Genomic DNA, 11,008 nt, shown 5'->3' on the forward strand with positions numbered 1-11,008 from the left:
ATCATCAGAGGAAAATCAAAATACCAGTTGATTGCTGAATTGCCGTTGGGCATGGTCTGCCTCGAAGCGGGACCAACCCGCATGGGGAGGAACGGCATGAAACGGGGTATCGACAGGCGCGCTCTGCTGGTGGCCGGTGGCGCATTCACACTGGCGGGTGGTGCGGCCTTCGCGCAGGCCAAGCCCAATCTGCGCTTCTCGGCGGTGTTCTCGGAGCAGGACATCCGCGCCGAGATGATGAAGCGCTTCGGCGAGGCCATCAAAGACGACTTCACGCTGCAGACCTATTACGGCGGCAACCTGTTCAAGCAGGGCACCGAGCTCGTCGCCATGCAGCGCAACAACCTCGAAATGGGGAACATCGCGCCGCAGGATGTCTCGAACCAACTCCCGGCCTGGTCGATCGTCACCTCGGCCTATCTCTTCCGCGACGCCGACCATCTCAAGAAGGTCTTCGCCAGCGATGTCGGCCGCGACCTCAAGGCAATGGCCGAGGACAAGCTCAACATCAAAATCCTCGGCCCGACCTATTTCGGCGCCCGCCAGGTCGGCTTGAAGCCGAAGAAGAAGATCAGCACCCCGGCCGATCTCGCCGGCGTCAAATTGCGCATGCCCGGCGGCGACGCCTGGCAGTTCCTCGGCCAGTCGCTCGGCGCCAACCCGACGCCGATGGCCTATGCCGAGGTCTATACCGGCCTACAGAGCGGAGCGATCGACGGGCAGGACAATCCGCTGCCGAATGTCCAGAACATGAAGTTCTACGAGGTCTCCTCGCAGATCGTGTTGACCTCGCATCTCGTCGGCTTCGACCTGCTCTGCGTCACCAAGCGCGTCTGGGACGGGATGGATGCGAAGAAGCAGGCCGCCTTCCAGGCCGCGGCCGACGCGGCGATCGACTGGAGCACGAAGGAACATCTCGCCAAGGAGGCCGAGCTGGTCGACTTCTTCAAGAAGCAGGGGCTCGAGGTCTATACGCCAGACCTCAAGGCCTTCCGCGACTTCGCTCAGAAAAAGTATCTCGAATCGGACCTGGCCAAGGGCTGGACGCCGGGCATGCTCGACAAGATCAACGCGCTCTAACGCGCGACCGAGGTCAAGCGCTGGCCTCTCGGGGCCGGCGTGGCCCGCCGATGGAGGGGCCGGCGGGCCGAATTTCACCGGAGGGGCAATGCCGAACTCGCTGAAAGCTCTCGGCGCCTTCATGGCGCGCCGGGCCGAGAACCTGCTCGCGCTGATGCTCGGCGCGATGTTCCTGGTCTTCCTGGTGCAGATCGTCTTCCGCTATCTGCTCAACTTCCCGATCGGCTGGACGCATGAGATCAGCGTCGTCCTTTGGCTCTGGCTCGTGCTGTTCGGAGCGGGTTTCGTCCTGCGCGAAAGCGAGGAGATCCGCTTCGACATCATCTATGGCGCCGTCGGGCCCGGTCCTCGGCGGGTGATGGCGCTGATCACGGCGGTCGCGCTCGTCGTGCTCTATGTGATCTCGCTGCCGGCGATGGCCGACTACGTCGCCTTCATGAAGGTCGAGCGCACCGCCTATCTGAAGATCCCGTTCAACTGGGTCTACGCGATCTATATCGCCTTCGCGGTCGGCGCGATCATCCGCTATCTCTGGCTCGGCTTCAGCGCCTTGCGCGGCAAGGCGCCGGAAGCCTTCGACCCGACCAAGGCGGGTTCGGGCGTATGAGCACGCCGTTCTCCCTCGCCATCCTCGCCATCGTCACGCTCTCGCTGCTCGGCCTGCCGATCGGCCATGCCATGATCGCCGGCTCGATCCTCTATCTCTTGGTCGCCGGGCAGGACCTCTCGATCGCCGCCGAGCAGCTGCTCAACGGCATGTATACCAACTACGTCATCCTCGCCGTGCCGCTCTTCATCCTGGCGGCCGAGCTGATGAACATCGGCTCGATGACGGAACGCCTGCTGCGCTTCTGCGATGCGCTGGTCGGCCGCTTCAGGGGCGGGCTCGCCCATGTCAACATCGTGCAGAGCGTGATCTTCGCCGGCATGTCAGGCTCCGCCATCGCCGACGCCGCCGGTACCGGCCGGATGATGCAGGCGATGATGACCAAGGACGGCAAATACCCGCCGGCCTTCGCCGCGGCGCTGACCGCCGCCTCCTCGGTGATCGGGCCGATCATCCCGCCCTCGATCCCGATGGTGCTCTACGCGCTGGTTTCGGACGCCTCGATCGGCTTCCTCTTCCTCGGCGGTGTCATCCCCGGCCTGCTGATGGCGCTGGCGCAGATGACGATCGTTGCCTCGGCCGCCAAGCGCCGGAATTTTCCGGTTGAGCCGCCGATCCCCTTGCGCCGGTTGCCCGGCATCACCTGGCGCGCTTTCCCGGCCCTGATGATGCCGGTCGTGCTGCTTGGCGGCATCTATGGCGGCGCGACCACGCCGACCGAGGCCGCCGCGGTCGCCGCCGCCTATGCGCTCGCCGTCTCGGTGCTGCTCTATCGCAGCGTCAGCTTCCGCGCCTTCTACGGCTCGCTCGCCTACAGCGCGCGCACCACGGCCTCGATCGGTATGCTGATCGCCGGCGCGCTTGTCTTCAATTACGTCGTCACCATTGAGAACATCCCCGACAGCCTGCGCGTGCTGCTCGCCGGCTGGAACCTCTCGCCGCTCGGCTTCCTGATCCTCGTCAACCTGCTGCTGCTGGTGCTCGGCTGCCTGCTCGAAGGCACCGCGATCCTGCTGATCGTCGTGCCGGTGCTGATCCCGACGGCCAAGGCGCTCGGCATCGACATGGTGCATTTCGGCGTGGTCGTCGTGGTCAACATCATGCTCGGGCTGATCACGCCGCCCTACGGGCTCCTGCTCTTCATCATGACCAACATCGCCGAGGTGCCGCTGCGCCAGATCGTGCGCGAATGCATGCCCTTCCTTGGCGCCATGCTGGTCGCGCTGGCGCTGATCACCTTCTTCCCAAGCCTCGTGCTCTGGCTGCCGCGCCTGATGGGCTACCAGGGCTGACAGGAGAGGACCGTTCCCGTGAGCAAGCCGATCTATGTCCTCAACGGCCCCAATCTCAACCGGCTCGGCACGCGCGAGCCGCAGATCTATGGCTCGACCACGCTCGCCCAAGTCGAGACGATGTGCGTTGAGGCTGCCGATGGGCGCGAGATTATCTTCCGCCAGAGCAACCGCGAATACGAACTGGTCGACTGGATCCACGAGGCGATCGATCAGGGCGCGGCGATCGTCATCAACCCCGCGGCCTATTCCTTCACCTCGATCGCGATCCTCGACGCACTGAAGATGTTCCCGGGCCCCATCGTCGAACTGCACATCTCCAACATCCACCGGCGCGAGCCGCACTATCACAAATCCTATGTCTCACTCGCCGCGACGGCGGTCATCGCCGGGCTCGGTCCGCAGGGTTACGCGGTCGCGGTGAAGGCAGCGATCGACCTGGCGGAGCGCTCCGGCTGAGGCCCCTCAGCGCGCCGTCATCACCGCGCGGGTGAAGCCGGGCTCGACGAAGGGGACGCTCCCATCGGGCAGGCCGAGGATGCGGTCGACCGCGATGCCGTAAAAGCGAAGGCGGCGGTCGAGTTCCTCGATCGCCGCATCCTCCTCGGCCGTGCCTGAGGCAGCGATGGTGCGCGCCATGATGTCATGCGTGCTCGCGCCGATATGCAGGATGATGTCCGCGGCCGCCTCAGGTTCCGGCACGGCGAACACGCCTGCCGCCGTGCCCTCGACGATGATGCGGGTCAGCACCGGCCGCATCACCGCGATCGAGGCGGCGTTGATCCGGTGGTAGAGCAGGAGGTTCTCGGGCCGGAAGATGACGTCGAAGGCGGCGCGCAGCTTCGGTGCGTCCTCGCGCTTCATCTGGCGTGAGCGGGCGAGGAACGCATTCAGCCGTTCCAGCGCACCGAGTTTGGGATCGTCGAGGATATCACGGACGCGTGCGACGGCATCCTGCGCGAGCCGGGCGGTGATCCCTTCGAGCAGATCCTCCTTGGCGGTGAAGTGGTGGTAGAAGCCGCCCTTCGATATCCCGATCTTGGCGATCACGTCATTGACCGTCGTCCGCTCGTAGCCGCGCTCGAAGAACAGCGCCTGCGCGCCGTCGAGGATCTCGTTCCTGCGATCATCCGCGGACTTAACGATACGGGGCATGCACTACGCTTTCTCTTGACGACCGACCGTCGGTCTGTAAAATGACCGACGGTCGGTCTTTCGCGATTGTGCGCGCAAGACGCTGCCGGCGCAACGCTTTCTGGCCCGTGATCGTCCCGGGTTGAAGCAGCCGGCGTGATGGCTCCTGTGGAGGATGCCGTGAAGTTCGCTCGCAGTTTTCTCGCCGTCGCGGCGCTTGTCGCTGCCGGAGGCGGCTACTGGTTTCTGACCAGGCCGGCAGCGGTCGCCACCGTCGCGCCCAAGCGCGGCGATGCGGCCGAGATCGTCTATGCCACCGGCACGGTCGAGCCGCGCAACTGGGCCAAGGTCACGGCTTTGGTGCGCGAGCGTATCGTCGAGCGCTGCGATTGCGAGGGCCAGCGCGTCGAGCAGGGGCACGTCCTCGCCCGGCTCGATAGCGTCCAGGCCGAGGCGACCCTGGCCGAGCTCAAGGCGCGCCAGAAGCTCGCCACCGCCGAGCATGACCGGCTCGCGGTGCTGGTCGAGCGCAATGTCATGAGCCAGCAGGCGCTAGACCGCGCCCGCAGCGAGATGGGCCAGGCCTCGGCGCTGATCGCCGGCCAGACCGCGCGCCTGGAGAACTACATGCTGCGCGCCCCGATGCGCGGCACCGTGCTGCGCCGCGACGGCGAGGTCGGCGAGATCGCCGAGCCCGGCACGGTGCTGTTCTGGATCGGCGAGGCCAGGCCGCTGCGCGTCGTCGCCGAGGTCAATGAGGAGGACATCCCGCAGGTCAAGGCTGGCCAGCGCGCCTTGATCCGCGCCGACGCCTTTCCGGGAAAGACGCTGGAAGCCACGGTCGACAGTATCACGCCCAAGGGCGACCCTGTCGCCAAGACCTACCGCGTCTATCTCGCTCTGCCGGACGACACGCCTTTGCTGATCGGCATGACCGTCGAGCTCAACATCATCGTGCGCGTGGCGAAGGAGGCGCTGCTGCTGCCCGTCGCCGCCGTGCAGGGCAGCGCCGTGTTCGTCCTTGACGGCGATCGCGCCCGCCGCCGCGAGCTTGCGATCGGCATTCGCGGCACCGGCGATGTCGAGGTGCTCTCGGGGCTGCCTGAGCAGGCCCGCATCATCACGCCGTTTCCGGACAAGCTCGGCGACGGCGCTCGCGTCACCGCCCAAGGGGGCTGAGCCATGCGCCTGATCCTGGCCCTGGCCCTAACGCATATCCGTGGCCGCGGCCGGCAGACGCTGGTGGCGATCATCGGCGTCGCGCTCGGCGTCGGCTTCTCGATCGCCATGGCCTCGCTGATGCAGGGCGGCGAGGATGATTTCGTCGCGCGCCTCGTCGACACCATGCCGCATGTCGACATCACCGACGAGTATCGCAGCGCCCGCCGTCAGCCGGCGCAGGATGCCTTCGCCGCCGTTCAGATCGCCGGTCTGCGGCCGAAGGATGACCGGCGCGGCATCCTGAACCCGACAGAGGCGGTGGCGATGCTGCGGGCCTGGATGCCGGGGCGGCTGGCGCTCAGCCTGAAGACGCAAGGGGTGGTGCGCTATTCCGGCCGCGATGTCGGCATCGCCATCATCGGTATCGAGCCGCAGGCGGAGATGAAGGTCTCCTCGCTCGCCAAGGATTTTCGCCAGGGCAGCTTCACCTCGCTGATCGCCGGTGGCAACAACATCGTCGTCGGCGATAAGCTGGCGCAGCGCCTCGGCGCCGATGTCGGCACCACGGTGACCGTCGTCTCTTCGACCGGCCAGAGCCGCACCTTCAAGATCGTCGGCCTGTTCCACACCGGCACCACCGCCCGCGACGAGGGCGAGGGCTATGTCCTGCTCAAGAACGCCCAGATCTTGAGCGAGCGCCCGAACGCGATCAACGAGATCAGGCTGAAGCTCGACGATCCCAATGCCGCGCCGCAGGTGGCGCGCCGGGCCGAGGCGCAGCTCGGCTACAAGGCGATGGCCTGGCAGGAGGCGAACGAGTCGCTGCTGGAGGCACTCGTGATCCGCAATGTCATCATGTACACGGTCGTCGGCGCGATCCTGCTGGTGGCCGGCTTCGGCATCTTCAACATCATCTCGACCATCACCCATGAGAAGGCGCGCGACATCGCCATCCTCAAGTCGCTCGGCTTCACCGAGACCGATATGCGCCGCCTCTTCCTGCTGGAGGGGTTGGCGCTCGGCGCCGGCGGCTCGCTGATCGGCTGGGCGTTCGGCTTCCTCCTCTGCTTCGCGCTCTCGCTGGTCCGCTTCGAATTGTCGGGTGCGAATGTGGCGCAGGAGATCACCCGCCTGCCGCTGGCCTGGAGCATCTGGCACTACCTGATCGCTGCCGGCTTCGCCCTCGTCTCGGCCGGCGTCGCCGGTTACCTGCCGGCCCGGCAGGCGGCGCGGCTCAACCCGGTCGACATCATCCGGGGCGCGACATGAGCCCGCTGATCGAGACCAAGGGGCTCAGCCGCGTCCTGCCGGCCGCCGTGCCGGTGACGCTGGTCGAGGATATCACGCTGACGATCGGGGCGGGCGAGTTCGTGGCGATCACCGGCCCATCCGGCTCGGGCAAGTCCTCGCTGCTCTATCTGCTCGGGCTGCTCGACAAGCCGAGTAGCGGCACGCTCGCCATCGAGGGCAGGGACACGGCCGGGCTCAGCGAGCGCGAGCGCGCCGCGATTCGGCTGGCGACGCTCGGCTTCGTCTTCCAGTTCCACTTCCTGCTGCCGGAGTTCACGGTGCGCGAGAATGTCGAGATCCCGATGCGGCGCCTCGGCCGACTAGGCGCTGCCGCCATGCGCGAGCGCTCGACGGAGCTGCTGAGCGCGCTCGGCCTCGCCGACCATCTCGACAAGCGGCCCGACCAGCTCTCCGGCGGCCAGCGCCAGCGCGTCGCCGTCGCCCGTGCGCTCGCCAACGATCCGCCGCTGATCCTCGCCGACGAGCCGACCGGCAGCCTCGACAGCAAGAATTCCGAGCAGGTCTTTGCCATTCTCGATGCGCTGGTGCGCGAGCGCGGCAAGACGGTGATTGCCGTGACCCACGATACCGACATGGCGGCCAAGGCGAGCCGTCGCATCCATCTCGTCGACGGCCGGCTGGCCGAGAGCTGAGACGATCAGCCTTCCGCGTCCGGCTCGTTCTTCCGGCGGAAGCCGGTCGCCAGCACATAGAGCTCGGAGGAATCGGCCCGGCTCGCCGCCGGCTTGATGTTGCGCACCTGGGTGAAGTCGCGCTTCAGCTCCGCCAGCAGCCCGGCCGAGTCGCCGCCCTGGAACAGCTTGGCCAGGAAGAAACCGCCCGGTGCCAGCACGTCATTGGCGAACTCGACCGCCGCTTCGGCGAGGCCGATGATCCGAAGGTGGTCGGTCTTCTTGTGGCCGGTGGTGTTGGCCGCCATGTCGGACATCACGCCGTCGGCCTTGCCGCCGAGCTTCTCCATCAGCAGGGCAGGGGCTTCCTCCGCCATGAAGTCGAGCTGGATCAGCTCGACATGCGGGATCGGGTCGACCGGCAAGAGGTCGATACCGATGATCTTGCCCTTGCCGTTATCGAGCCCGACCTTGGCGCCCGCGACCTGGCACCAGCCGCCCGGCGCGCAGCCGAGATCGACCAGCTTCTGGCCGGGTTTCAGGAACTTGTAGCGCTCGTCCATCTCGGCGAGCTTGAACGCTGCGCGCGAGCGATAGCCCATCTCGCGCGCCCGCTTGACATAGGGGTCGTTGAGCTGGCGCTCGAGCCAGAGCTGCGAGGAATGGCTGCGCTTGGCCGGCTTCTTGACCTTGATGCGCAGGTCGCGGGCGCCGCCGCCGGATTTTGTCGTCGTCATTGCCTTCGGCGCCACCAGGCGCGGTCCTCATGCATCATCCTGAGCAGGATGCCCTCGCGCAGGCCGCGATCGGCGATGCGCACCTTCGGGCTCGGGAAAGCGCGCCGGATCGCCTCGAAGATGGCGCAGCCGGCGAGCACCAGATCGGCCCGCTCGCGGCCGATGCAGGCATTGGCCTGGCGCTGGGCATAGTCCATCGCGACGAGTTCGTCGATGACGCTGCAGATGTCGCCATCCTGCATCCACAGCCCGTCGACCTGGCGCCGGTCATAGCGCGGCAGGCGCAGATGGATGCCGGCGACGGTCGTCACCGTGCCGGAGGTGCCGAGCAGGTGGAAATTGGGGGCGTTCCGTGCCGCCGCCGCTTTCGCCGCGAAAGGCGCCAGCGCCTCGCTGCAATCGTCGACCATGCGCTCGAACTTCTCGCGCCCGACCTCGACGCCGCCATAGCGCTCTGCCACCGAGACGACGCCGATCGGCAGCGAGGCCCATTCCCGGATGCGCTGGGCCGGATCGCGCCCCGCCTCGCGTCCCCCGAGCCAGACGATCTCAGTCGAGCCGCCGCCGATGTCGAAGACGATCACCGCACCCGCCTCGGGCGCCGCCAGCGCGGCGCAGCCGGTGACGGCAAGCGAGGCTTCCGTGCGTTGGTCGACGATCTCGAGGTTCAGCAGCGCTTCCTCGCCGACGCGGCGGACGAACTCGACGCCATTGGTCGCTGCGCGACAGGCCTCGGTGGTGATTAGCCGCGCGCGGGTGACGCCGCGATGGTCCATCTTGCTCTTGCAGACCTTGAGCGCCTCGACGGCGCGGTCCATCGCGTCGTCGCAGAGCCGGCCGCTGGCGCTCAGCCCCTCGCCGAGCCGCACGATCCGCGAGAAGGCGTCGACGACGCGAAAGCCGTGCTGCGCCGGCCGCGCGATCAGGAGGCGGCAGTTATTGGTGCCGAGATCGAGCGCGGCATAGGTGGCGGGGTGAGGGCGCTGGAACGGGGCCGGAGCAAATCGAGCCGCATCCGGCGGCGCGGGCCGCTCGCCCGGTAGGGGGATCGCCGCCACGAGGGGGCGGTCGGAATCCTGGCGGTCTTCGACCGTCACTTGCTAACCCTTCGCCGGTCGGGGCCGTCATGGTGGCCCGCCGGGGTCCAGCATGAAGCTGGAACGTTTCCATTCGAAGGGCAGCGTAACAACAGCACGCGGCCCCTGCCAAGCAGAACCTGTGGCGAAACTGCGGCGAGCTGCGGCTGTGCTTGCCTGCGTGCGGTCTTCGCGGCAAAGCTCGGCGCCGGCCGGTCTCGTAACCCGGCGGCGACAAAGCGGGAGAAACGGCATGGCGGCGCGGCGCATGATTCTGGCGATCGACCAGGGCACGACGTCCTCCCGTGCCATCCTGTTCGACGAGAATCTGCAGCCGATCGCCAGCGCCCAGCAGGAATTCCCGCAGCACTATCCGGCCTCGGGCTGGGTCGAGCACGAGGCCGAGGATCTCTGGGAGAGCACGCTCTCGGTCTGCCGGCAGGCGCTGGCGCGAGCCCAGGCGCGGGCAGGGGAGGTCGCCGCGATCGGCATTACCAACCAGCGCGAGACGACTCTGGTCTGGGACCGCAAGACCGGTCAGGCGATCCACCGCGCCATCGTCTGGCAGGACCGGCGCACCGCCGAGCGCTGCGCTGCGCTGGATGCGGAGGGGCACGGCAAGCTGGTCGCCGAGCGCACCGGCCTGCGCATCGACCCTTATTTCTCCGGCACCAAGATCGCCTGGATTCTTGACCATGTCCCTGGCGCCCGCGAGCGGGCGAGGCGCGGCGAGCTCGCCTTCGGCACGGTCGACTGCTTCCTGCTCTGGCGCCTGACCGGCGGGCGCGTCCACGCCACCGACGCGACCAACGCCTCGCGCACCATGCTGTTCGACATCCACAAGGGGCGGTGGGACGAGGACTTGCTGGCGCTGCTCGACATTCCCGCCGCGATGCTGCCGGAGGTGCGCGACTGCGCCGCCCATTTCGGCGACTGCGAGCCCGGGCTGCTCGGCGGCGCGATCGCGATTCGCGGCATCGCTGGCGACCAGCAGGCGGCGACCGTCGGCCAGGCCTGCTTCGAGCCGGGCATGCTGAAATCGACCTATGGCACCGGCTGCTTCGCCCTGCTCAACACCGGCACGAAAGCCGTCGCATCGCGCAACCGCCTGCTCTCGACCATCGCCTACCAGCTCAAGGGCGTGCGCCATTACGCGCTGGAGGGCTCGATCTTCATCGCCGGCGCCGCCGTGCAATGGCTGCGCGACGGGCTCGGCATCATCGAGAAGGCCTCCGACAGCGGCCCGCTCGCGGCCAATGCCGATCCCGGCCAGCAGGTCTACCTGGTGCCGGCCTTCACCGGCCTCGGCGCGCCGCATTGGGATGCCAATGCCCGCGGCGCCATGTTCGGCCTGACCCGCAACACCGGCCCGCGTGAATTCGCCCGCGCTGCGCTTGATTCGGTCTGCTTCCAGACGCTCGACCTGCTTGAGGCGATGCGCTCCGACTGGCCCGAAGCGGACGGCGCCGAGACGGTGCTGCGCGTCGATGGCGGCATGGTCGCCTCCGACTGGACGATGCAGCGCCTCGCCGACGTCCTCGCCGCCCCGGTCGACCGGCCGCAGGTGCTGGAGACCACCGCGCTTGGGGCCGCCTATCTTGCTGGCCTCGATGCCGGCCTGCTGCCCGAGCCGACGCAGTTCGCCGATCGCTGGCGGCTGGAGCGGCGCTTCTCGCCGGGCCTTGCCGAGGAAACGCGCCGTAACCACGTTGCCGGCTGGCGCGACGCGGTCAGGCGCACGCTCAGCCCGACATAACCCTTTCCCGATCTCGCGCGTCGAGGTTCCGGAGCGGGCGCGCGTTCGGAAGGCTGGCCTGCAGCGCCGCGACGCCATTGCATGTCGAAATCGTCACAGAAGGCTTGCAACCGGGCGCGAGGTTGTTTAGATCGCCCCCATCCGACGCGTCGCAGACAACGCGCCCGTTGGGGGATCGTCTAACGGTAGGACCCCAGACTCTGACTCTGGTTGTCTAGGTTCGAATCCTAGTCCCCCAGCCAC

The 11,008-nt window shown here is 67.5% G+C and carries 11 protein-coding genes and 1 tRNA gene; 9 read left to right on the top strand and 3 right to left on the bottom strand.

Annotated features, from left to right (window positions below):
* The first annotated feature begins 96 nt into the window (after positions 1-96).
* The 4 genes from dctP to AC07O0_RS26545 all read left to right on the top strand — a co-directional run bounded on the left by dctP (position 97) and on the right by AC07O0_RS26545 (position 3,438).
* Positions 97-1,080 (top strand): TRAP transporter substrate-binding protein DctP, encoded by a 984-nt coding sequence (dctP, locus tag AC07O0_RS26530; RefSeq protein ID WP_494627252.1) that lies wholly within the window; start codon positions 97-99, stop codon positions 1,078-1,080.
* 88 nt (positions 1,081-1,168) lie between these two features.
* Complete coding sequence (locus AC07O0_RS26535) at positions 1,169-1,687, top strand: TRAP transporter small permease (protein WP_494627254.1); 519 nt, start codon at positions 1,169-1,171, stop codon at positions 1,685-1,687.
* The gene (locus tag AC07O0_RS26540; RefSeq protein WP_494627256.1) at positions 1,684-2,979 is read left to right on the top strand and encodes a TRAP transporter large permease; all 1,296 of its coding nucleotides are present in this window, start codon (positions 1,684-1,686) and stop codon (positions 2,977-2,979) included. Before AC07O0_RS26535 ends, AC07O0_RS26540 begins: the two co-directional genes overlap by 4 nt.
* 18 nt (positions 2,980-2,997) lie before the next feature.
* On the top strand, positions 2,998-3,438 hold the full coding sequence (locus tag AC07O0_RS26545) for a type II 3-dehydroquinate dehydratase (protein ID WP_494627258.1): 441 nt from the start codon (positions 2,998-3,000) through the stop codon (positions 3,436-3,438).
* Positions 3,439-3,444: 6 nt separating this feature from the next.
* Here the strand turns inward: AC07O0_RS26545 and AC07O0_RS26550 are convergent, their stop codons facing one another.
* Positions 3,445-4,134, bottom strand: coding sequence for a TetR/AcrR family transcriptional regulator (locus AC07O0_RS26550; protein WP_494627260.1), 690 nt, complete (start codon positions 4,132-4,134; stop codon positions 3,445-3,447).
* Positions 4,135-4,272: 138 nt separating this feature from the next.
* On the opposite strand from AC07O0_RS26550, the gene AC07O0_RS26555 reads away from it, so the two are divergent.
* The 3 genes from AC07O0_RS26555 to AC07O0_RS26565 are packed head-to-tail and all read left to right on the top strand — an operon-like array spanning position 4,273 to position 7,217.
* Positions 4,273-5,292, top strand: a complete 1,020-nt coding sequence (locus AC07O0_RS26555) for an efflux RND transporter periplasmic adaptor subunit (protein WP_494627261.1) — start codon at positions 4,273-4,275, stop codon at positions 5,290-5,292.
* A gap of 3 nt (positions 5,293-5,295) precedes the next feature.
* A complete protein-coding gene (locus tag AC07O0_RS26560; protein ID WP_494627263.1) occupies positions 5,296-6,543 on the top strand; it encodes an ABC transporter permease in 1,248 nt (415 codons plus the stop codon).
* Positions 6,540-7,217, top strand: coding sequence for an ABC transporter ATP-binding protein (locus AC07O0_RS26565; RefSeq protein WP_494627265.1), 678 nt, complete (start codon positions 6,540-6,542; stop codon positions 7,215-7,217). The genes AC07O0_RS26560 and AC07O0_RS26565 overlap by 4 nt, the downstream gene beginning before the upstream one ends.
* A gap of 5 nt (positions 7,218-7,222) precedes the next feature.
* Here the strand turns inward: AC07O0_RS26565 and AC07O0_RS26570 are convergent, their stop codons facing one another.
* Positions 7,223-7,933: an RlmE family RNA methyltransferase gene (locus tag AC07O0_RS26570; RefSeq protein ID WP_494627267.1), complete on the bottom strand. Its 711-nt coding sequence runs from the start codon at positions 7,931-7,933 to the stop codon at positions 7,223-7,225.
* The gene (locus AC07O0_RS26575) at positions 7,930-9,030 is read right to left on the bottom strand and encodes a Ppx/GppA phosphatase family protein (protein WP_494627268.1); all 1,101 of its coding nucleotides are present in this window, start codon (positions 9,028-9,030) and stop codon (positions 7,930-7,932) included. The genes AC07O0_RS26570 and AC07O0_RS26575 overlap by 4 nt, the downstream gene beginning before the upstream one ends.
* Before the next feature lie 232 nt (positions 9,031-9,262).
* On the opposite strand from AC07O0_RS26575, the gene glpK reads away from it, so the two are divergent.
* Both glpK and AC07O0_RS26585 read left to right on the top strand, forming a co-directional pair.
* Positions 9,263-10,765 (top strand): glycerol kinase GlpK, encoded by a 1,503-nt coding sequence (glpK, locus tag AC07O0_RS26580; protein ID WP_494627269.1) that lies wholly within the window; start codon positions 9,263-9,265, stop codon positions 10,763-10,765.
* A 168-nt stretch (positions 10,766-10,933) separates the two neighbouring features.
* Positions 10,934-11,007, top strand: a tRNA-Gln gene (locus AC07O0_RS26585).
* Position 11,008 lies beyond the last annotated feature (1 nt).

Source organism: Allobosea sp. GW821-FHT10B12 (assembly GCF_059415545.1).